This is a genomic window from Candidatus Magnetominusculus xianensis (assembly GCA_001541255.1).
Classification (GTDB): Bacteria; Nitrospirota; Thermodesulfovibrionia; order Thermodesulfovibrionales; family Magnetobacteriaceae; genus Magnetominusculus; species Magnetominusculus xianensis.
The window spans coordinates 1-21384 of sequence record LNQR01000077.1 but is presented as its reverse complement, the minus strand read 5'-3'; the positions used below and the strand labels follow the sequence as shown (position 1 = coordinate 21384).

Below are 21384 nucleotides of genomic sequence, written 5' to 3'. Positions count from 1 at the left end.
TATTCAATTATTTTAAAATACCCCAGCTGCCTAGCCGCTACGCCCACCCCTCAAAAGAAAGGGGGGTGCTATTATGACACAGTCTGTTCGCTGGAATGACAGAATAAAAAACATGGAAATGACAGGTAAAGCTGAACAAATGAACTCCAATAATATCATGCCATTCTCTTTTTTTGTCATTCCCGCGAACAGAATGTGCCGTAATGCCCCTGCCTTCAGGCATGGGGATATAAGGCATGCCTTTAGATTGTAGCCCTTGCAATTAGATACCTCCAAGTTGTATAATACGAAATGTCTAAGGGCATTCAACTTAAGGCGAATAACAACATTGTGTATTCCTGCAAATACCATGTTGTCTGGTGTCCAAAGTATAGGCGCAAAGTTCTTGTTAATGCTGTTGTAGACAGGCTTAAACAGCTCGTTGAGCAAAAAGCATTGGACGTTAGGGCAGACATCATCGAAATGGAAGTCATGCCAGACCATGTACCTCTGCTTGTCGAGATAGACCCGCAGTTCGGCATACATAAACTTGTCAAACTGATAAAAGGCTATAGTTCCCGAATCCTTAGACAAGAGTTTAAACATCTCAAAAGCAGGTTGCCTTCTCTTTGGACAAACAGTTATTTCGTTGCCACAGTGGGCGGTGCTCCATTGGCTATAGTCAAACAATATATTGAGAATCAAACTAAGGTATAAATGCGTAAAACCTTTCTCTATAAAGCCAAAATCAATAAGGCTACAGAGGCTAACTGTATCCAATGGCTTGAACTTTGCCGTATCCTCTACAATATGGCTCTTAGCATTAGAGTTTTTGCATATAAACAGTTCAGAAAGACTATTTCTGTGTACGAGCAATATGGCCAGCTTCCTGAACTCAAGGCCGAACACCCTGAATTTAAAGCCGTAGGCTCTCAGGTATTGCAAGAGGTTCTTGAACGCCTTGATAAGGCATACAAGAGTTTCTTTCAGCGGGTTAAGTCCAGCAAAGGGAAGGCTGGCTTTCCTCGATTCAAAGGTTTTGGCAGGTATGATTCTTTCACACTCAAGCAGGCCGGTTGGAAACTTAACGGGCGCAATCTGCATATCAGAAACGTAGGACGTTTTAAGCTCTATCTGTCCCGTCCAATTGAAGGCAAAATCAAGACTATCACAGTGCGCCGCAAAAGTGCCGGTTGGTTTGTTGCCTTTTCCTGTGATAACGTGCCGGTCAAACAATTTCCTGAAACGTCTAAAGAAATTGGCATTGACGTAGGTATTGAGAGTTTCCTCGTCGACAGCAAAGGCCACGCTGTTGAGAATCCTAAATACTATCGGCATGGTCAGAAGATACTTAGACGTAGAAGCAGAAGCCTTGCCCGTAAGAAGAAAGGCTCTAATCGCAGACATAAGGCGCGTATACTCGTTGCGAAGGCTCATGAGAAAGTTGCAAATCAGCGTAAGGACTTCCTTCACAAAGTTGCAAATCTGTATATAGGCCTGTACGCCGTAATCTGCGTTGAGGACTTGAAAATCAGAAACATGATACGGAACAGACATTTGAGCAAATCCATATCCGATAGTGCATGGGGAATGTTCTTTGACATGCTTGTTGCCAAAGCGGTAGAAGCTGGACGGCAAGTAATCAAAGTTGACCCTAAAGGCACTTCACAGTTGTGCTCTAACTGCGGTGAGAAAGTGCCTAAGTCCTTGTCTGTCCGTATACATAAATGTCCTCATTGCTCCTTGGTTTTAGATAGAGACGAAAACGCCGCTATCAATATCTTAAAGGGCGGTCAGCCCTTTCGTGCGTCAACGTATACCATTAGGTAATGCGTTGCACGAGAATCCTCCGGCTTTAGCCGTGGGGAGTGTCAACTGCAGTGAATACCCTGCCTGCACGGAAATGTCCGTGATACTTACGGACACGCTTAAAAAACTTAAGCTGATTAGAGATAAATACACATCAACAATAAGCGTAGCAAAAAAAATACCATACATACCAAAAATGTTAATCAGAGAGCAAAATAATATCATCATAGACATTGATAATCATATTGAAAATTTGATTATAGCAACTAACACTAATATTAGCAAAAGCGTTAATGAAATATTGTTAAAGCCAAATAGAGAGCATACAAAAAACTGGAAGGAATTAATTGATTCGTTGTGAAATATGACATTTACATCGAACGACCGAGATTTAAATGTGAAGTAAAAGAGTTAAAGAAGAAGTTTCATAAAGTAAATAACGATATAAATGATTTAATCGGTAAAGTAATTGATAATCCGAAGTCGTTTGAAGCCATCCCAGGATATGCTGAACTACTTTATAAGGCAAAACACCCCTTAAAATGCGCAAACATTGGCATTAGCGGCGGACTCAGATTGATTAATGTGCTTGATGAGCGCAATAGACTTATAACAGCAACTAATATTTTTTTCAAGGGCGACAAAGAGGATTTAACGGATGCAGAATATAATGCAATATTCGCAGAATTTCAGGAGGCCTTAGAGTGAGTGTAAGCCACTGCTTAAAAGTGGATTATTTTAACAAATTGCAACAAGTCAACCAATACACACCCTAATGCCTGCACCAACCAATTCTCTCTGTAAATTTAGGTGGATTTAGGACAAACCTGCCGGTTTGCTAACAGCAGCCGTGATGTGTTAATATAGCGCTTTGGAGGCGGTTATGGAAGTAGTTCAACTTATCACTCACCAGTTGTTGGATATGCTGAACACTGGTGTGGTAATTATAGATAAGAAACTAGCAGTCCTCTACTGGAACCGCTGGCTGGCTATGCAAAGCGGTATACAGAGCAGCGATATTGTCGGGGCTGAACTGCTTGATTTCTTTCCGAATCTAGATAAACCATCATTCCTGAAGAGCTGCAAGTCCGTTTTCACATTTGGAAACTTCATCTTCTTATCCCAAAAACTGCATAACTACCTGTTCCCGTTTAAACTCACCGGCAAGCAGGCTGCACACTTTGAATACATGCAGCAGAGCTGCACACTTGGACCACTAAGAGATGAAAGCGACACAATAAAGTATATCTTTATCACCATAGAGGACGTAACCGAGATAGTCACCTATGCTCAAAAACAGGAGTGGGCAGAGGCAGAGCTGCGAAGGGCTAAGGTTGCAGCCGAAGACGCCAACCGCGCAAAAAGCGATTTCCTTGCAAGTATGAGTCATGAGATTCGCACACCAATGAATGACATCATCGGCATGGCAGAGCTGCTCACTGAGACCTCACTAACCAACGAACAGCGGCAGTATGTCGCGGCATTTCAGACGGCAGGCGAGAACCTGCTTGATATTATCAACGACATTCTCGACTTTTCAAAAATCGAGGCAGGCGAAATCGGCTTTGAAAGCGTAAACTTTGACCTGCTCGATATAATCGAAAAAATATTTGATATCCTCTCCATTCGTGCGCATAAGAAGGGAATCGAGTTGAACTACCACATATTGTCAGACGTCCCGTGTAATATAATCGGCGACCCTGGTCGTCTTCGTCAGGTGCTGATTAATCTGATAGGAAACTCCATTAAGTTTACACACCAGGGCGAGGTAGTGCTGCGTATAAAAAATGACCCGCAGTTCAATCAGCGCGACCCTGGTACAGCGCGTCTGCTGTTTTCAATCTCTGACACCGGCATTGGCATACCGAAAGATAAGTTTGACCTGATATTTATGAAATTCACACAGGCAGATTCCTCCACAACACGTAAATACGGCGGCACGGGACTTGGCCTGTCTATATCAAAAAAACTCGTCAACCTGATGGACGGTCACATCTGGATAGAAAGTGTACTTGGCGAGGGAAGCACGTTTCACTTTACAGCAGGCTTTGGCCTGGCAATTTCCCCCGATATTAACCCTGATATTAATCAGCAGCCAACTGTGCTTAACATCCCCGGCTTGATTAAAACCCTTATAATTGATGACAGCGCCTCAAACCGTGAGATATTGGCGGAGCAGCTGGCCTGCTGGGGGATTAACGCAGTCACGCGTGAAGATGCCATAAGCGGCCTTGAGGAGCTTACACGTGCAAAATCCGGCGGACAGCCATATGACCTGCTCCTGCTTGACAGCCGAATGCCGGGCACGGACGGTTTTGATATGGCACAACTGACTACCAGAGCCGCGCTGGTAAAAACAACAATCATGATGATATTGTCTGACAACAGAAAAATCGACTGCGAAAGGGCAATGGAAATAGGAGTAAACGCCTGTATCGTAAAACCAATAAAGAAGGCCAACCTTCTCAGCACAATCCGGACAGCGATGGGATATGAAACCGGCGCTGAGACTCAAACCGATGCACTCACTGCTTTTACATATGACGCCCTAAGTCCACTAAAAATACTGCTTGTCGAGGACTACGCACAAAACCGCACGCTCATACTGACATATCTAAAGCGCACCCCATATATAATTGACACGGCAGAGGACGGCGCTGACGCAGTTGAGAAGTTCATGGCGGGAAGTTATGACATCGTCCTGATGGACATACAGATGCCGGTGATGGATGGTCTGCAGGCCACCCAGGAAATCAGGAAATATGAAACAATCAGTGGGCTGGAGCCGGTTCCAATTGTAGCGTTGACGGCATATGCCCTTGATGACGACATCCGAAAAAGCAACGCAGCCGGCTGCACAGCGCACCTGACCAAGCCAATAAAAAAGCTGACACTGATGGAAACAATAATAAAGCTGACCAACAAGCGATGTACTGCAGACCCTGCCCAGCAGACTGCAAAGCTGGAACTGTACCCGGAGAACACAGAGACCACAAATAACTGCATAGTCCACATTGACCCTGACCTCAAGGACATCATTCAGGATTTCATGAAGGAAGTCTACAATGACATTAGTGCGATTAACTGTGCGCTGAGTGCAGGTGATATAATGGGGGTGCAGAAAATCGGGCATAACCTCAAGGGTGCCGGGGGCGGCTATGGATTTGAAGTCATAACAAGAATTGGAGCGGCCATTGAACAGGCGGCAAAAGATAACGAACCTAAGATAATAACCGGATTACTGGACGAGTTATCAGGATATATAGAAAACGTCCGGGTAGTATATTAGACGTGGAGAGGTGATGGACGATTTCGGCGTATTATCTTTGAAACCCATAAAGGTATTGATAGTAGAAGACGACAAGAAGATCAGGCGTCTGTACTATATAGGAATCAAAAATGGAATGCTGTTTCAGAGACGTTCATGCACAGGCGGCAGGGAGGCCGTTGAGTTATATAAAGAGTGGAGACCGGACATAGTGTTATTGGACATAATGATGCCTGACATGACGGGCTATGAGGTGTTGCAGCATATACGCCAGTTCATTGGGGACAACTTGACAGCGATAGTGATGGCAACATCACTGGCGGACGTAAACACAATATCAGACTGTTTGAGGTTGGGGATACAGGGCTATATAGTGAAACCGTTTAATCACAGAGACATGGCAGACAAGATAATAGGCTACTTTAAGGCAACCGATCCGATACGTGCCAACTTAGCGAGCCAGTACCTTGATGAGCTGCGGTCGAAATAACATACCATTCTAAAGACTTGCCATTCTAAATTGTGTCGGAATTAAAACAAGATGTATCAAAAATGACAGCAACAGGAAGCGATAAGGCAGTGATATTACTACAAACACAAAGTGGCATAATAATTGCATGGATATTCGAGGTTAGTGCGGTTTTACCGCAGCTGATCATCCCTAACAGTAAGAGCGGGGTCGGACCCGCAGTATTTATTGCATATAATGTAATATGTGCTGGTTGGACCCCCCACTCTTTCAAACCCTGCCACCCCTGCCGCCGCTCCTTTCACTGATTCGCAAAGCTCTTACTAATCTGGAAAGTGCGCTTTCCAATATTTGACTTAGGGGGTTACAGAATTAACAACAGTCGTTGCTCCCTGCCCTATAGGGCAATTACCATCCCCTGATATACGGCAAAGCAGTTAAGGGCAGATTTTTTCTCTGCGATAATGCGTTGGCACTCCCCTACGATAGCGTCCTGGGCATCGTCTGTCCTGTTTTGGTTATGGTGATAGAGGCCAAAGGATTTGACACCGCTTTCCATAGCAAGGCGCAGTGCATCATTATAGATTGAATGTCCCCATGTCCTTTTCGCCTCATATTCCTCCTCAACGTACTCGGAATCGTGCATAAGCAGGTCAGCATTACTGCAAAACTCCCTGTAGTCCTCAAAATCAAGCCCTCCCGGGTGCTTATATGTCAGCTCGTTGTCGGTGATGAAGAGAAATACTTTGCCGTCTTCGACAAACTTATAGCCAAGCCCCTTGTTCGGATGGCTCAACATGATAGGCGTAACAGCAACTGAGCCGATATGGAAAGATGTGGAGCATACTGTAACATAGGAAAATTTGGCCTTGACTTCATTGAAATTTACAGGGAAGTGCGGCGAGACCATAGTTTTTGAGATCATCTCCTCTATTGAACCCTGGTCAAACGCACAGCCATAGAAGTCAATACTCGTGCCTTCGTTGTTAATGGGCCTGAAAAATGGAAACCCCATGATATGGTCCCAATGGAAATGTGTGAACAGGATAGAAAACCTATCCCGTTTTTCCTCAAACACCTTTTTGCCAAGCTCGCGAATGCCGGACCCTGTATCGATTATGATAATATTGTCGTCTTTTGTCCTGATCTCGATACAAGTTGTATCCCCGCCGTATTTCAGATAATCCCTGCCGGAAACGGGGATTGAGCCTCTAGCCCCCCAGCATTTAATAATCACCGCCCTCCCTCCTCACATAAAACAAGTAATGTATTATAGTATAATATGTCAGGAAGTAACATCAATGCTGTGTCCCGATGTCAGCTAGTGCCCGCATGTGGTGGACAAAGGAGATATCTCCCGCAGTTTTTTGATTATACCTGGCAGTACTTCTATAAGTCTTTCTATGTCGGAGCTGTCATTATAGCGGCTTAGGGAAAATCGAATAGAGCCGTGTATGGCTGAAGCAGGTACGGTCATTGCCTCAAGCACATGGCTGGGTTTCCCAGAGCCGGATGAACAGGCAGAGCCGGAGGCGGCATATATCCCGTTACTGTCGAGGAACATTAAAATCGCCTCGCCGTCTATGTGTTCGAAGCTGATACTTGATGTGTTTGGCAGTCGCTCTGAGGTACGACCATTGACAATGGCCCCCGGGCACGTGCTAAGTAGCGCCGTCTCAAGTTTGTCCCTGAGCTTCCCAAGATACGCGGCCTCCTCTTTGAGAGCCTTTGTTGCAAGCTCGCAGGCCTTGCCCAACCCGGCAATCGATGCGGTATTTTCTGTTCCTGAGCGCCGCCCGTTCTCCTGATGACCGCCAATCAGCAATGGATAAAATGGCGTCCCCTTTCTTACATAGAGCGCCCCTACACCCTTTGGCGCGTGGAGCTTATGCCCGGACAATGACAGCATATCTAATTTAAGTCTCTGTACGTCAACCGGCACCTTGCCCAGTGCCTGCACTGCATCTGTGTGAAAGAGTATCTTACCCCCAGATACATTACGGCTTTCAATCATACGGCCAAGTTCTTCCATGGGGAATAATATGCCGGTTTCGTTGTTTGCATACATTATGGACACTATGGCTGTGCCGCAGCTGAGGTCACCGGCAAAGGATTCCATGTCAAGTCTTCCATTAGAGTCTACCTTTAGATAAGTAACCGTATATCCCTTGTCTTCCATCTTGCGGCAGACGTTCAGGACTGCAGGGTGTTCAACTACAGTGGTAATGATGTGTCTGCGCTCTGGGTATGCCTCAAGTGCGCTTAAGATTGCCGTATTATCACTTTCCGTGCCGCAGCTTGTAAATATTATCTCCTCTGGAAGGGCATTAATCGACGCGGCCACGCAGGAGCGCACCTTCTCAAGCACATCACGCACACGGCTGCCAAAGGAGTATGTGCTTGAGGGATTGCCGTAATGCTCTCTAAGAAACGGCAGCATCTCATCAACCACCTCTGGCGCCAGGGCCGTCGTAGCGTTGTTATCTAGATAAACTTGTTTTAAATCTCTCATAGCATTATATAAACGGTTTGTACGATAAAATATTCACACCGATTTGTCAACTGTTTTTTAAATGTTTTTATATGACCGGGCGATATTTGGTTTAAATATATGTACGCTTTGTGATATAATCCTTGCTGTAACAGTACTAATGCATACAAAACCGTATGACTAAAAGGAGGACACAGTTATGAAGAAAGTATTAGTAGCCGCACTTGTGTTGATTTTGTCGGTAACAGCAGGGGTTATGAGTGCATACGCAGAAGAAAAACCGAGACTTGGAGTCCTGAGATTTACCAATGACACACGTGCCTCATGGTGGTCATCAGGGACTGGACGCGACCTTCAGGACATGCTTGCCTCAGAACTCGTCAGTACGAAGTCATTTCAGGTGCTGGAGCGAAAAGAACTTGATGCAGTATTAGGTGAGCAGGACCTTGGCGCATCGGGAAGAATAGACCCGGCAACAAAGGCAAAAATAGGCAAAATCAAAGGGGCACAGTATCTTATTGCCGCAACCGTATCAGCCTTTGAAGAAAACACCGAAGGACAGGGCGGCGGCATAGGAATCGCTGGAATCAACATCGGCGGCTCTGAGGCAAAGGCATACATGGCCGTAGATTTAAAGGTCATAGACGCTACAACCGGTGAGGTCGTCGATGCAAGGACAGTAGAGGCATCATCTAAGTCCTCAGCCTCATCCATAAGCGGTGGTTATGGCATGTTCTCAGGCGGCATGTCGCAGCATAAGAAAACCCCGGTGGGAAAGGCAATCAGGGCATGTATTATCGAAATCTCAGAATATCTTCAGTGTTCACTGACGAAAAAAGGCAGCGGCTGCATGGCAGCTTATGATGCCAAGGAAGACAAGAGAAAGGATACTACCAAAAAGTCTATCGAACTCGAGTAGGGAATCTACGCGGCTGGTATGGCTGTACCAGCCGCAATAAATCCAATAAATCCAATTAATCAGGGAGTAATAGAAAATGCTGAAGAAAATAATCATACTGTCGTTGTTAGCGGCCTTTTTGATGATCGGTTCGTTCGCATTTGCAGCCCCCCCGGACAATTATACAGGCAAAATGGTACTGATGGGTACCGGCATCGCAATTGAATTTGCCCGCATGGGAGATAAAACACGCACAGAAAGCCCTGCAATCAAAGGGCTGGCCAACATATCCATGCCTGTTGCTAAAAAAAGCATCTCAATGTATATACCCGACAAATTGTACTTTGAACACACAATGGACCCCAACGAAATGCCGTCATTACACAGCAGCAACGTTGTGTTCGAGAAGAAAGAATTAGGCAAGGAAACTATTGACGGTCATCCTTGCACAAAATATGACGCTGTTTACTATCTAAAAGACAAACCCGAAGACAAGTACAATGCCATAATCTGGGAGGCCTCTGACCTAGGCGGACTGATAATACGCTATGAAGTAAAGATGCCTGAAACGAAAAAACCCGTCATGCCAGGCAACACAGGCCAAAGCGTAGTGACCGAAATAAAAGATATAAAAATAGGAGCCGCAACTGCTTCTATGTTTGAAGTCCCAAAGGATTATAAAAAAGTCAGCACCATGCAGGAACTGATGGCCGGGGCAGTAAATTCCTTTAACCCCACTAATAGAAATAATGCCAAAAACGCTGAACCTATCCGGCCTCCGATGCAAAAACCTGAAAAGGACGGCGAGACCCGTTGACTATTAACCTGACAGTCTGAACTGGCGGCAGCTTTTGGCAAACCCTATCAACGGCACAATAGCTAAGCCGAAGACCTTCGGCACTGCCGATGTGCTGATTACCTGCATTGCCGTCCTCACTCTCTTTGTTTATGCCGATGTGCTAAAGTTTGATTTCGTCAGCTACGACGACAGGCTCTACGTCACAGACAATAAACTGATTAAAAGTGGTCTGAGCTGGGACAACATCTTGTGGGCATTAACAACCTTTCACGATGCAAACTGGTTTCCTCTAACGTTGATTTCCCACATGACAGACGTGGAGCTCTATGGAGTGAAGCCCGGATTGCATCATGTGAACAATGTCTTTTTTCACACGGCTAATTCGCTACTATTGTTTTTGTTCTTCCGGCGTGTCTTACTAAACCATTGGACAAGCGCCTTTATTGCCGCAGCCTTTGCCCTTCATCCGGTTCATGTGGAGAGTGTTGCATGGGTGTCAGAGAGAAAAGACGTTATGAGTTCGTTTTTCTGGATACTTGCAATGTTGTCATATCTACGGTATATCAGAAGACCAGGGGCGGCTAGATATTTTATGCTTACGGCATTGTTCGTTCTTGGGCTTATGACCAAACCTATGCCGGTAACATTACCTTTTGTACTCCTGTTGTTAGACTACTGGCCACTTGGCAGGATAAGGGGCATATCACCAGAGCTGCGCCCAGATATTTGTGAACAACGGCCGCTTAAGGCGTTGATTATAGAGAAGTTACCGCTTTTTATTATCTCTGCATCATCAGCCGTTGTCACCCTAATCGCCCAGAAAAGCGGCGGCTCTGTGGTATCCCTTCAGAATTTACCCTTTGTTTTTCGATTAGAAAACTCGTTCATATCATACGTAAAATATATCTTCAATACTATTTTCCCATCTAAACTCTCTATACTTTATCTGCTGCCAGCCCAAATCCCTCCGATGCAGGCAATCGCAGCGGCAGCCATTGTTATACTAATCACGGCTGTTGTGCTTTGGAAGGCTGCACAGCTTCCATATTTATTTACGGGATGGTTTTGGTTTATAGGGACGCTTGTGCCTGTCATTGGATTGGTACAGGTAGGCTCTCAGGCACTGGCGGACAGGTATAACTATATGCCCTCTGTAGGGCTGTTTATCATAGCCGCCGTGGGTGGGGCAGCTCTGCTTAAAGGGGTTCGTCATGCTGAAGTCATAGCAGCGGCAGTAACAGCCCTACTAATCTCGTTCTATATCATCAGCACTAAACGGCAGCTTCAGCACTGGAGCAACTCCATAACTTTATATAAACACGCCATAGAGGTCACACATGACAATAAAGCCGCATACTATAACCTCGGCCTTGTCTACGCAGAACTCGGAAGGTACGACGAGGCAATCCAATATTATGAAAATGCCATACGTATAAGTCCTGAGTACTGCGACGCAATCCACAATCTTGGAATTGCACTAATGAACAAAGGCAAGCACGACGAGGCAGCCACACTCTTTAAGAGAGTCATTGTAATTAATCCCCTCTATGATAAATCATACGTGGCTTATGGCAATATCCTCCTCAACCAAAACAGACTTGACGAGGCCATGGGAAAATACAAAAAGGCACTTGAGATAAAACCTGAGCTGCCCAGCGCCCTCAACGGCGTAGGAGTGGTAATGGCCCTTACTGGAGACCCCGACGGGGCGCTTGGGATGTTTGACAAGGCACTGTCGATTGCCCCTGACTACACAGAAGCTGCAAACAATAAAAAAGGGGCGCTTGCGCTTATCAGCAAACGCAGCTCCAAATAATTAAAATGGAAGAAAATAAAAAATCACGTAAATTACTGCAAGCAACCGATGTAATTATTATAATAATTACCCTTATCACTGCACTGTCATACGCCGGTGTGCTCAAAAATGCGTTCATTACCGTCTATGACGACAACGCCTATGTCACAAAGAACGCCCATGTGCTTGGCGGCCTCAGCGTTGAAGGCATTAGGCGTGCCTTTATAGTGTTTAACGATGGAAACTGGTTTCCACTTACCTGGATTTCCCATATGACAGATGTTTCACTATTTGGATTAAATCCTGCTGGTCATCACCTGACATCTGTGATTATTCATATATTAAACTCCGCATTACTGTTTATTGTCTTCACGCGCATGACTGCTTGTCATTGGAGGAGCGGCTTTGTTGCCGCACTATTTGCCCTGCACCCGCTGCATGTGGAGAGTGTTGCGTGGATAGCTGAGAGAAAAGATGTACTGAGCGGATTCTTTTGGATGCTAACGATGCTTACCTACCTGCGATATGTGGAAAGACCAGGCGCCCTGCGATACGTACTTACACTGGCGAGTTTTATTTGCGGACTGATGTCCAAGCCTATGGTAGTTACACTTCCTTTTGTACTGCTGCTTATGGATTACTGGCCGCTTGGCAGGGTATGGCATGGCGGTCAGACAAATCACCAGTGTAGCAGCGCCAGTCTAAAGAGGTTAATAGTTGAGAAGATACCATTTTTTGTCCTTTCTGCGGCATCAAGTGTGCTTACCTATCATGTGCAAAAGACATGGGGGGCAGTTGTCTCCTCAGACATTCTTCCTCTTAAATCCCGCATAGCAAACGCATTAATATCATACTTTAAGTATGTCATTATGATGTTTAATCCCTCTAAATCGGCAGTAATATATCCAATCGACGAGAGGTTTCAAGTGTGGCAGGTCGTTGGAGCGGCTGTATTTTTTATCAGCATTACAGCGGCTGCTATCATTTTTATTAAAAGGCTGCCATATTTATTTACGGGATGGTTCTGGTATGCCGGGACGCTTGTTCCGGTTATCGGCATCGTACAGGTGGGGACTGCTGCAATGGCTGACCGCTATACATATATTTCATTTATAGGACTTTTTATGATCCTCTCTATGGTCATACCAAACACAGTTGTAAACACTCGAGCGGGCAGAGCAATAACTGCGGCACTGGCATGTGCGGTCATAATTGCCTCTGCCTGCTATACAAATAAACATGTGAAATACTGGCATAATTCTATCACACTATTTGAGCGCGCTATCTCTGTTACAAAAGAAAACTTTGTGGCCCATAACCATTTAGGGGCAGCACTTACTGATGCCGGAAGATATAATGAGGCATATATACAGTACACAAAGGCCTTGCAGTTTAACTATATATACGTGGCCGCACACGTCAACTTCGGGCATTTGCTGATATATTTAAACCGAATAAACGAGGCAATAGAAAGCTATAACAGGGCTATCACCATAAATCCATCATATGCGTCGGCTTATCACGGCATCGGCGTGGCATTGCTTTATCAGAACAAGACTACAGAGGCAATACCATTTCTCAGAATGGCAGTAGCCCTAAATCCAAACCTGGTCTCAGCACGGCAAAATTTAGAACGTGCCATGAACAGGTTAATTAATGAAAACAACCCTGCTGCCACAATGCTCATGCCCCATTAAGGCTGCCAAAATGACTATATTGAAAATTGAACAGACTACGAACAGTCCAACAAAGCACTGATAAATTGGGCTATATCATGGCGTATCTCATCGCTTGCAGCGATAAACTCTGCAGCGGCGCCATAGCCGTCATCTGACTCCAGCACCCTTACAACATCGCCATAAATACATATTGGCATGGGTGGTTGGAGTGGAAGAACCATTCTTAATTCGACAATGTCTTTTACGCTGCACTTATTATCACAGAGAAAGCGGACACCGCTGCCACTTAGATTTATTTGCTTGTACGGCAGGTCATGAAAACCATCGCCAGCTTCAACACTGGCTGCACTGTCCAGGACTTTTACCATAGAAGCGGTCTTTTCCTGCAGCTCAGTTAAGAATTCGGGATATATGTCAGCATCATTTGACTCACCCTTCATGCTGATATCAGAAGCGGCTGCCGCTGCCGATATTTCAGAGAAGTACGCACTCTGCTTTTCAAGTGGAAGTATCCTCACACCTAGTTGAACAAAAACATCTGCACGCTGGTAACGCCTTCTTTCCATCAGTCAGATTTCCTCATCAGTATCATAATAACACAAATATACACCTATTGTAAAATATTGTTTTTCAGACAGTTCCCGAGTTTTAAAGCCTGTTAAGAAGCCACAAAATGGTATTGCCCAGTGTTGGATGCACAAACTCCGGGGCTATCTCAGCAAGCGGCTCAAGGACAAACCGCCTCAGGTGGGCATACGGGTGGGGGATTTTCAAGCGCTCTTCATCTATTACCAGACCGCCATAAAACAGGATATCAAGGTCAATCTTACGCGGCCCCCACTTATATGATTTTTGTCTGCCTGTTTGCTGCTCTATAGCCTGCAATGCCTCAAGTAGTTGTAAAGGGGTGAGCTGTGTGTCAATTTCAACGCACATATTAATGAAATCAGGCTGAGCCTCAACCCCCCATGCCTTTGTCTCATACATGGCGGAGCGCTTAGTTACTGTCATGCCCGAGTGTGACATCCATTCAATGGCAGACAGGCAGTTCCCCTGCCTGCTGCCAACATTTGAGCCAATGCCGATATATGCCTTCAGATTATTTTTCTCATCCTCTCAACTGCCTCTTTCATCCTCTCAACACCCACCGTGAGGGCGAATCTGATATAGCCCTCCCCTGCCGCTCCAAAGCCATTGCCGGGAGTAGCTGAGATACCGGCATTCTCAAGCAGATGAACGGCGAATGACTCTGAGTTATACCCTTTGGGGACTTTTGTCCACATGTAAAATGTGGCCTCCGGCTTCATGGCATCAATACCGATGGACTTAAGGCCGTTGTATAGGGCGTCTCTGCGGGCGCGGTATGTATCGCGAAGCGGCGCCAGGGCGGCCTCATCTGTATCGAGTGCGGCAATGGCCGCCTCCTGAACGGCCTGGAATACGCCGGAGTCCAGATTGGTCTTTATCTTGCCAAGCCCGAATATAATATCAGGATTACCAACGGCAAAGCCTATCCTCCAGCCCGTCATATTATAGGTCTTTGACAGCGAATGAAGCTCTACGCCTATGTCTTTTGCGCCGTCTATCTCAAGAAAACTCATAGGTTTTTTACCATTATAGTACATCTCTGTGTAGGCGGCATCGTGGCATATTATAAAATTATACTTATGCGCCAGCTCAATGGCCGCCTTAAATTGCTCCACCGTGCATAGTGCGCTTGTAGGGTTGTTTGGATAGTTTAAGAACATCAGCTTTGTACGCTTAAGCACATCGGCCGCAATGGCTGATAAATCAGGAAAATAACCGTTGGTCTCCAGCAGCGGCATGAAATATGGCTCACCACCGGCAAACATAGTCCCAATAGAATACACAGGATAACCCGGCGAGGGGCACAGGACGACATCCCCAGGATTTACATAGGCAAGCGGCAGATGACCTATGCCTTCTTTTGAGCCAATCAGTGACAGCACCTCAGTGCCCGGGTCAAGCATAACACTAAAACGCCTTGAGTACCAATTAGCAACGGCCTCTCTATAGGCCAACATGCCCTCATATGAGGGATAGCGATGGTGCTGCGGTTTTGGGGCAGCGTCCTTAAGGGCCTCAACAATGTGGACAGGCGTTGGGATATCGGGGTCTCCAATGCTCAAATCAATTAAATCCACACCCTTTGCCCTGGCCTGCTTTTTAAGTTTGTCAATCTTATCGAATAGATAGGGCGGCAGGTGTTTTACCCTCTCAGCTAGTTCAATAGTCTCTTTCATTTCAATCTCCAGGAAATCTTAAAATATTGCTGACCGCTTTCACAAACCAGCGAACGTCATTATAAACAAAACACTGCCGTTGATACAATCACCCCGCCGCCAATCACTGTATCGTTGTCATAAAATACTGCACTCTGCCCTGGGGCGGGCGACCACTGCGGCACTGAAAATATAACCTTTAACCTGCCTGCATCAACACAGTTGACAACTGCTGGGACAAGCCTGCCGGTTGAGCGTATTCTTACATTAACCTCAACAGGGAAACTCACATCAACAAGCATATTTAAATCACCAACGATACATTGTGTGGCCTCGGCAAACTGTCTGGGGCCGACCTTAAGCGTATTAGTACTCGTGTCTATGCCTATTACATAGAGCGGCTCTTTGGCGGCAATACCGATGCCCCTTCGCTGCCCGGGCGTATAGGCATAGAGGCCGTTGTGTGTGCCTACGCGCTTACCTTGCATATCAATAATCGGCCCCTCGTGCGAAACGCCGCTGCCGTGGTAGTCCCTGATCAGTTTACCATAATCACAATCGCTGACAAAACATATATCCTGACTCTCCGGGCGCGCCGCAGCGGGCAGGTTTAGTCCCCTGGCGACTTTGCGCACCTCTGCCTTTGTCATGGTGCCAAGCGGTAGTAGCAGGCGGGAGAGTGTCTCACGAGTTAGTACGTAGAGAAAATATGACTGGTCTTTGTCTGCGGCCATTGCCAGGCGCTGATTGTCTGCAACGGCATAGTGCCCGGTGGCTATGAAATCTATTCCCATGTGATTTGCCATATTAAGCAGGACTGGGAACTTCACATGTCTGTTGCACAAGATACATGGGTTTGGGGTGAGGCCGTCTGCGTAGCCTGCGATAAACGGCTCGATGACTGTTTCCATAAACTCTGCGCGCACGTCCTTTGTAGTATGGCTGATGCCAAGCATGGAGGCAGTCCTTGCCGCATCATTTACCGAGTCAACAGAGCAGCAGGCGCCTGCACCGGAGTTAAACCGTGTCTCCCAGAACATGAGGCTCAGGCCATAAACGGCATATCCCGCTTCCTTTAATAAATAAGCAGTTACAGAGGAATCAACCCCGCCGCTCATCCCGACAAGTACGCTTTTCATTGATGATGTGCTACTTGATTTCCACGCATGTGTGCAGACCGACTTTGTCAAGCAGTTCCTTCATATCCTCGTCATCAAGGGCGATACATCCTGCCGTCCAGTCGTCATCGCCGCCGCCGTGAATCATGATAAGATTCCCCATTGCCGTATCTTGCGGCGGGAGCTGCATCTGTGATATGGCCGCGGTGATGCGGGTATAGTCATCGATTGAGATAATACCAAAGCGCAGGGCGTCCCATGCGTCGAAGGCATTGGGGTAGCTGAGGTAGAGCGACGCCAGTGACCTATGTGTCTCAGGGTCAAGGCCGAAGCGGCTTGCGGGGTTTATCCTGGCGACATAGTAAGTACCTTCGGGGGTATTGCGGTCGAATTTTTTCATCTTTGGGTACAGTTCATTGTTGATGATAATATCGAAGCTGTCTGCGGAGAATTCGACGACATAATCGCCGTAGAGGATTTTCTCCCCGTATGCAAAGACTTGCAGCTCTGTTTCCTCATCCAGCCTGCCATGTTTCAGAGGGTAGAGGGTGAGACTTTTAGCCGCCTTATTGAGGGCGATAACGGCCTCGCCGTAGAGGGCATTATTGAGGGCATCGCCGGTGCTTTCAAAAAGATCATATGTTTTATTGCCCATGAGGATGAGATAGGCAAATGGACGGGTGATTTCGCGTGTGAATGCGCGTGTACCTGTGCCCTTGCCTAGTCCGATGGGATATGTCTTATCGACTGCCCATGTGTTGTTGTCATTTTTTACGAATACGGTTAATGAACGGAGTTTCTTTGTGACCAGGATTTTCTTATCGCTGTTGCTGCAGGAATCAACTATAAACTTACCTGTGAAAAGCGGCGCAGTTGAATCAGATTCAACTGCCCAGAACTGACGTCCCCTGATATCAAACCTAACCCATGCAACACCATCCCGTTGTGAGCGCTCCTCTGGTGTTACCTCCATCCCCCGATAGAGTTGAAACCTGACATCAGAGGCCAGCCCCGGCTCATCATGAACGGTAACATTATCAACCGCAACCATGAGTGTCTCAGCAAATGCCGAAGTTAAACACACCGCCGCCGCGCTCAGGAATATCAACAAAAGTTTTTTCATAACCAGATGTTCACATGTGATAGGGAAATTCTAAATGATATGGAAATACTATTATTCGACCGTCAGGATGTTTCATCTTAACATGGCTGCCTTTCGTGTGAACCTCGCTAAACCCAAGCCGTCGTAATGCTGATAATACTTGATGGCCCGATAGCAATGGAAGCTTCATAGAACCAGTTCATAGATTTTATGACTATCATCCTCAATAAATTCTCCAAGGTCAGGCTCTACAAACAATTCAATAGCCTCTTTGATATTATTCAAAGCTTCATCTGCTGTTTTGCCTTGTGACCAGCAGCTTCTTAATGACGGGCAATGGGCAACGAAATACCCATCCTCGCCTTTTTCTAATATAACTTTTATGTTCATCGTTATAACTCCTGGTTAATTAAGTATTTATCAGTGCAGCCTTATAAAAAATGTCATAGCGATCTGCCCCTGCTAATCCATCCCCAGTGCTGGTATTCATAGTCATATTGTATCATCTGTTTTAAGGTTTTGTCGATGAAAGGGAAAGAAGACTGTCAAGCCAAAATAGACCCCTTGTATTAGAGCATTAACAAATATTACTATATAACACTATGAAGGCTGCAAAAGTAATAATCTCAGCAAAAGTGGACAAGAATGTGTTTGACACACTCGATGTCTATGCCAAAGAGCTGCATGTAACTAAGAGTTGGATAATTCAACAGGCGTTACAGCAGTATTTCGACACATATGATGAGCATTTAGGCGACATGCGTGTTGCATCACTCTCTGAAGGAATCTCTCACGAGAACGTGTTAAAGGAATATGGCATACCGCATTGAATGGGATATGCGGGCATACAGGGAACTGAAGCAGATTGAAACGAAACCAGCAGTAGAAATCCTCAACGCCATAAATAAACTCTATGAAAATCCCCGTGAGGCTGGAAAGGCATTGGAAGGAAAGCTTAAGGGAAAATACCGCTTACAGGTCGGAGATTACCGTGTTATTTACTGGATAGACAAATCAACAGTGTGGATTGTATCTGTGGGCCACAGGAAAGAAATATACAGATGACAACTTGTTAAGCAGCATTGAAGATATTTATAAAGTAAGATATTAAAGCAATCTTAGCATACTATCTTCCACCACTTTATTTTTTTTGTCAGTTTATGGTATAACCACTTCATAATATTATAGGCCATTCTACAACACAGGAGAAGGAGATTATGGCAACTACTGAGTTTAGCTGGTTACACTTATCAGACTTGCACTGGAATGAAGATGACTCAATGTTTGTATGGCCTCATGTTAAAGATGATTTTTATCGTGATTTAAAAGAGGTTCACAAAGATGTTGGTCATATTGATGTTATCATTTTTTCAGGAGATATGACATATGAAGGGAAAGAGACTGAGTTTACAAAATTTACTGAAGAGATGAAAAAACTGATAATAGCTGTAGATACGCTCAATGATCCAGAAGATATGAAACCTAACGTTAAACTCTTATGTGTACCAGGAAACCATGATCTATCACGACCTGATAAGGATGAAATAAAGAAGCATTCACTTGAAATATTTGCCTCAAAAAATTGGTGTACTGATGAAGAATTTAGAAAATCATTCTTTAAAGATAAAGACAATGGCCTCAAGAAATTCATTGAGAAACGATTTGAGAACTATTCTAAATTTCTAAAGCACAGTAAGTTGCCATTTCTAAACCCATATAAAGAGGGGTATCTGCCTGGAGACTTTTCAGCCGCCATAGAGAAGAATGGGTATAAGGTTGGATTTATTGGGCTGAATTCCGCTTTTTTACAATTAAGAGATAAGGTCAAAGAAACTGAGACAGCGGTAGATAAATCTCAAATTCAAGAAGTATGTGACGGCACTGCGGAGCAGTGGTGTAAGAATAACAAGGTAAATGTTCTACTGCTCCTAACGCATCACCCGCCTGAGTGGTTAGGCAAAAGTGACACAGGAGCGCAAGGTGAGTTTTACCCATACATACACAAGCCTGGCATCATTGACGCTCACCTATGCGGTCATATTCACATACCTGAAACGAGGACTATTTCAGAAGCTGGCGGAAACTTTAGGCGTTATTACAGAGCAGTTTCCTTGTTTGGTAGTGAGGACTTACCAGATGGTAAAAAGCGAATTTACGGGTACAGTGCCGGTAAACTCATAATTAACAATGATAAGGCTAAGATTGTATGTTGGCCTAGAATCGGGTCGTTAACAGGCGGAAAAACGTATAGGATTCACAGCGACACCTATTATCAATTGAAAAATGATAGGTATTTTGAATCGGATAAATTTACTATAAAGCATTATAACCCGGAAAAGAATAATACCGCAAAAAACAGTCCTGGCGGTAACACAACCTCCCCTCTGCCGCCATCTACTTTCTTAGGTCGTGAGTATGTCATCAATGACATACTCACTTTGCTGAAAGACCCAAAAAGGCGGTTGATTACGCTTTTCGGCCCTCCCGGAATTGGGAAAACATCAATTGCTTTGGCTGTGAAAGAAAAGCTGGCTCAGGCGGACTTCAAAGACGGCGTTTATTTCTGTTCGTTTCAGGAAATTGTAACATTAGACAGTCTCATTGCAAAGATTAACACTGAAGTTGCTAACATCAATGATGCCAAAGAGGATTCCTTGTTTGGATGGCTGAGTGACAAGAATTGTCTTTTGATTTTGGATAATTTTGAAGACCCTCTTGCTGATAAGACAAATAAGACAAAAGTACATAATTTTATCAGAAATCTGATTGCACAAACGCACGACGGCGTTAAACTTCTTGTCACAACCAGAGAGAGTATGCGTTTATCCAGCATAGAAAAAACCATAGACGTAAAGGCTTTAACCAGAACTGACTCAGAGGCGCTGCTTAGAAAATTGGCAGAGGATCTTGCTCTTGCCGGTTATTTGACGAACAAAAATTTAACCAGCCTCCTCGATCAATTAGGCGATGTACCGTTAGCGATAGTCCTTGCCGCGCCTAACCTCGATTTAACTGTTGAGGAGTTAACGAAACAATTAAATGAACAAAATCTTGATGTTTTATGTGAGGGTGGAATAGATTTAAGCGATGCAAAGAAAGACCAAAGTCTCTGTAAGAGTTACTCACTATCGTATTCTAAATTAAATGCCAACGACAGGCTTCTGTTTCATGTCTGTTCTTTATTTCCTGCCGGGCTTACAAAAGATGATGCAGGAATAATCGTTAATGGGCTTAAAACAGATGATTTCACATCGCTTACACGCAAATCACTAATATTGACTACTGACGGTGGGAACACCTACACAATGCTTGCCCCAATACGAACCTATGCCTACGGAATGTTTCAGAAGTTGATTAATGAAAATAAAATAGACAGAGGCATCGAAAAGCGCTGGTATGATTTATGTATCGGGAAATCGCAGGCATATGAAGATACTACTCGTGGTTCTGGAAAGGAAGATATTAAGCATCTGATTAATGAGCTTCCTGATATGTTCAGGGTTATAGAGTACCTGATTTCAAAATCAGAAAAAGATGTCCTTTTAAGAATACTTATTAATTTAAAAGATTTTTCATCGTTTGTTGGAATAACGACGGAGGTTAAGTCGTCTTTTGAAAAAGCAAGGGAAATCGCTGTCAAGGCAGGCGATATTTTAGGGCAGGCTAACTGCATTATGAGTATTGGCGACATTCATTTAAGAGAATCTCGAAACATCGACGCTTTGAATTCTTAT

22 protein-coding genes are annotated in these 21384 nt (G+C 45.0%); 13 read left to right on the top strand and 9 right to left on the bottom strand.

Annotated features, from left to right (window positions below; translation table 11 throughout):
- The first annotated feature begins 291 nt into the window (after positions 1-291).
- The 6 genes from tnpA to ASN18_RS11060 all read left to right on the top strand — a co-directional run bounded on the left by tnpA (position 292) and on the right by ASN18_RS11060 (position 5546).
- Positions 292-696, top strand: coding sequence for an IS200/IS605 family transposase (gene tnpA / locus ASN18_RS11085; RefSeq protein ID WP_085052811.1), 405 nt, complete (start codon positions 292-294; stop codon positions 694-696).
- Entirely contained in the window at positions 697-1809 is a 1113-nt protein-coding gene (locus ASN18_RS11080; RefSeq protein WP_085052810.1) for an RNA-guided endonuclease InsQ/TnpB family protein, read from the top strand.
- A gap of 4 nt (positions 1810-1813) precedes the next feature.
- Positions 1814-2149 (top strand): hypothetical protein, encoded by a 336-nt coding sequence (locus ASN18_RS11075; RefSeq protein ID WP_157072946.1) that lies wholly within the window; start codon positions 1814-1816, stop codon positions 2147-2149.
- A complete protein-coding gene (locus ASN18_RS11070; RefSeq protein ID WP_085052808.1) occupies positions 2146-2496 on the top strand; it encodes a hypothetical protein in 351 nt (116 codons plus the stop codon). The genes ASN18_RS11075 and ASN18_RS11070 overlap by 4 nt, the downstream gene beginning before the upstream one ends.
- A 175-nt stretch (positions 2497-2671) precedes the next feature.
- The gene (locus ASN18_RS11065) at positions 2672-5077 is read left to right on the top strand and encodes a response regulator (RefSeq protein ID WP_085052807.1); all 2406 of its coding nucleotides are present in this window, start codon (positions 2672-2674) and stop codon (positions 5075-5077) included.
- 13 nt (positions 5078-5090) lie between these two features.
- Positions 5091-5546 carry a response regulator gene (locus ASN18_RS11060; RefSeq protein WP_085052806.1) on the top strand — a complete coding sequence of 152 codons (456 nt, stop codon included), beginning with the start codon at positions 5091-5093 and terminating at the stop codon, positions 5544-5546.
- A gap of 376 nt (positions 5547-5922) precedes the next feature.
- On the opposite strand, the gene ASN18_RS11055 is transcribed toward ASN18_RS11060, so the two are convergent.
- Positions 5923-6762, bottom strand: a complete 840-nt coding sequence (locus ASN18_RS11055) for an MBL fold metallo-hydrolase (protein ID WP_085052805.1) — start codon at positions 6760-6762, stop codon at positions 5923-5925.
- 84 nt (positions 6763-6846) lie between these two features.
- Positions 6847-8037 carry a cysteine desulfurase NifS gene (gene nifS, locus ASN18_RS11050; protein ID WP_085052804.1) on the bottom strand — a complete coding sequence of 397 codons (1191 nt, stop codon included), beginning with the start codon at positions 8035-8037 and terminating at the stop codon, positions 6847-6849.
- Positions 8038-8215: 178 nt separating this feature from the next.
- Here nifS and ASN18_RS11045 point away from each other — a divergent pair, with 178 nt between their 5' ends.
- The 4 genes from ASN18_RS11045 to ASN18_RS11030 all read left to right on the top strand — a co-directional run bounded on the left by ASN18_RS11045 (position 8216) and on the right by ASN18_RS11030 (position 13205).
- On the top strand, positions 8216-8935 hold the full coding sequence (locus tag ASN18_RS11045; protein ID WP_085052803.1) for a CsgG/HfaB family protein: 720 nt from the start codon (positions 8216-8218) through the stop codon (positions 8933-8935).
- A 76-nt stretch (positions 8936-9011) separates the two neighbouring features.
- Positions 9012-9731: a hypothetical protein gene (locus ASN18_RS11040; RefSeq protein WP_085052802.1), complete on the top strand. Its 720-nt coding sequence runs from the start codon at positions 9012-9014 to the stop codon at positions 9729-9731.
- Positions 9732-9765: 34 nt separating this feature from the next.
- On the top strand, positions 9766-11529 hold the full coding sequence (locus tag ASN18_RS11035) for a tetratricopeptide repeat protein (protein WP_085052801.1): 1764 nt from the start codon (positions 9766-9768) through the stop codon (positions 11527-11529).
- Between the two features lie 5 nt (positions 11530-11534).
- Positions 11535-13205, top strand: a complete 1671-nt coding sequence (locus ASN18_RS11030; protein WP_085052800.1) for a tetratricopeptide repeat protein — start codon at positions 11535-11537, stop codon at positions 13203-13205.
- A 35-nt stretch (positions 13206-13240) separates the two neighbouring features.
- On the opposite strand, the gene ASN18_RS11025 is transcribed toward ASN18_RS11030, so the two are convergent.
- From ASN18_RS11025 to ASN18_RS10995, 7 genes are all read right to left on the bottom strand, one after another.
- Entirely contained in the window at positions 13241-13753 is a 513-nt protein-coding gene (locus tag ASN18_RS11025) for a PilZ domain-containing protein (RefSeq protein WP_085052799.1), read from the bottom strand.
- 82 nt (positions 13754-13835) lie between these two features.
- The gene (gene folK / locus ASN18_RS11020; RefSeq protein WP_306688909.1) at positions 13836-14267 is read right to left on the bottom strand and encodes a 2-amino-4-hydroxy-6-hydroxymethyldihydropteridine diphosphokinase; all 432 of its coding nucleotides are present in this window, start codon (positions 14265-14267) and stop codon (positions 13836-13838) included.
- A 14-nt stretch (positions 14268-14281) separates the two neighbouring features.
- On the bottom strand, positions 14282-15451 hold the full coding sequence (locus tag ASN18_RS11015) for an LL-diaminopimelate aminotransferase (protein ID WP_085052797.1): 1170 nt from the start codon (positions 15449-15451) through the stop codon (positions 14282-14284).
- A 59-nt stretch (positions 15452-15510) separates the two neighbouring features.
- Positions 15511-16569 carry a tRNA 2-thiouridine(34) synthase MnmA gene (mnmA, locus tag ASN18_RS11010; RefSeq protein WP_085052796.1) on the bottom strand — a complete coding sequence of 353 codons (1059 nt, stop codon included), beginning with the start codon at positions 16567-16569 and terminating at the stop codon, positions 15511-15513.
- A 10-nt stretch (positions 16570-16579) separates the two neighbouring features.
- Positions 16580-17671: a L,D-transpeptidase family protein gene (locus tag ASN18_RS11005; protein WP_085052795.1), complete on the bottom strand. Its 1092-nt coding sequence runs from the start codon at positions 17669-17671 to the stop codon at positions 16580-16582.
- Positions 17672-17681: 10 nt separating this feature from the next.
- On the bottom strand, positions 17682-17840 hold the full coding sequence (locus ASN18_RS17980) for a type II toxin-antitoxin system HicA family toxin (protein WP_085052794.1): 159 nt from the start codon (positions 17838-17840) through the stop codon (positions 17682-17684).
- On the bottom strand, positions 17837-18040 hold the full coding sequence (locus ASN18_RS10995) for a type II toxin-antitoxin system HicB family antitoxin (protein WP_085052793.1): 204 nt from the start codon (positions 18038-18040) through the stop codon (positions 17837-17839). Before ASN18_RS10995 ends, ASN18_RS17980 begins: the two co-directional genes overlap by 4 nt.
- A gap of 212 nt (positions 18041-18252) precedes the next feature.
- Between ASN18_RS10995 and ASN18_RS10990 the strand changes: the two genes are divergently transcribed.
- From ASN18_RS10990 to ASN18_RS10980, 3 genes are all read left to right on the top strand, one after another.
- On the top strand, positions 18253-18480 hold the full coding sequence (locus tag ASN18_RS10990; RefSeq protein WP_085052792.1) for a CopG family ribbon-helix-helix protein: 228 nt from the start codon (positions 18253-18255) through the stop codon (positions 18478-18480).
- Positions 18464-18715, top strand: a complete 252-nt coding sequence (locus tag ASN18_RS10985; protein WP_085052791.1) for a type II toxin-antitoxin system RelE family toxin — start codon at positions 18464-18466, stop codon at positions 18713-18715. Before ASN18_RS10990 ends, ASN18_RS10985 begins: the two co-directional genes overlap by 17 nt.
- Positions 18716-18867: 152 nt before the next feature.
- Positions 18868-21384: metallophosphoesterase (locus ASN18_RS10980; protein ID WP_157072945.1), on the top strand; the 2517-nt coding region annotated here is incomplete at its 3' end.

Bases quoted from the DNA above. Each gene is read 5' to 3' on its own strand.
- tnpA (WP_085052811.1), top strand. From the start codon at position 292: ATGTCTAAGGGCATTCAACTTAAGGCGAATAACAACATTGTGTATTCC.
- ASN18_RS11080 (WP_085052810.1), top strand. From the start codon at position 697: ATGCGTAAAACCTTTCTCTATAAAGCCAAAATCAATAAGGCTACAGAG.
- ASN18_RS11065 (WP_085052807.1), top strand. From the start codon at position 2,672: ATGGAAGTAGTTCAACTTATCACTCACCAGTTGTTGGATATGCTGAAC.
- ASN18_RS11060 (WP_085052806.1), top strand. From the start codon at position 5,091: ATGGACGATTTCGGCGTATTATCTTTGAAACCCATAAAGGTATTGATA.
- nifS (WP_085052804.1), bottom strand. From the start codon at position 8,037: ATGAGAGATTTAAAACAAGTTTATCTAGATAACAACGCTACGACGGCC.
- ASN18_RS11045 (WP_085052803.1), top strand. From the start codon at position 8,216: ATGAAGAAAGTATTAGTAGCCGCACTTGTGTTGATTTTGTCGGTAACA.
- ASN18_RS11040 (WP_085052802.1), top strand. From the start codon at position 9,012: ATGCTGAAGAAAATAATCATACTGTCGTTGTTAGCGGCCTTTTTGATG.
- ASN18_RS11030 (WP_085052800.1), top strand. From the start codon at position 11,535: ATGGAAGAAAATAAAAAATCACGTAAATTACTGCAAGCAACCGATGTA.
- ASN18_RS11025 (WP_085052799.1), bottom strand. From the start codon at position 13,753: ATGGAAAGAAGGCGTTACCAGCGTGCAGATGTTTTTGTTCAACTAGGT.
- ASN18_RS11015 (WP_085052797.1), bottom strand. From the start codon at position 15,451: ATGAAAGAGACTATTGAACTAGCTGAGAGGGTAAAACACCTGCCGCCC.
- mnmA (WP_085052796.1), bottom strand. From the start codon at position 16,569: ATGAAAAGCGTACTTGTCGGGATGAGCGGCGGGGTTGATTCCTCTGTA.
- ASN18_RS11005 (WP_085052795.1), bottom strand. From the start codon at position 17,671: ATGAAAAAACTTTTGTTGATATTCCTGAGCGCGGCGGCGGTGTGTTTA.
- ASN18_RS17980 (WP_085052794.1), bottom strand. From the start codon at position 17,840: ATGAAGCTTCCATTGCTATCGGGCCATCAAGTATTATCAGCATTACGA.
- ASN18_RS10995 (WP_085052793.1), bottom strand. From the start codon at position 18,040: ATGAACATAAAAGTTATATTAGAAAAAGGCGAGGATGGGTATTTCGTT.
- ASN18_RS10990 (WP_085052792.1), top strand. From the start codon at position 18,253: ATGAAGGCTGCAAAAGTAATAATCTCAGCAAAAGTGGACAAGAATGTG.
- ASN18_RS10985 (WP_085052791.1), top strand. From the start codon at position 18,464: ATGGCATACCGCATTGAATGGGATATGCGGGCATACAGGGAACTGAAG.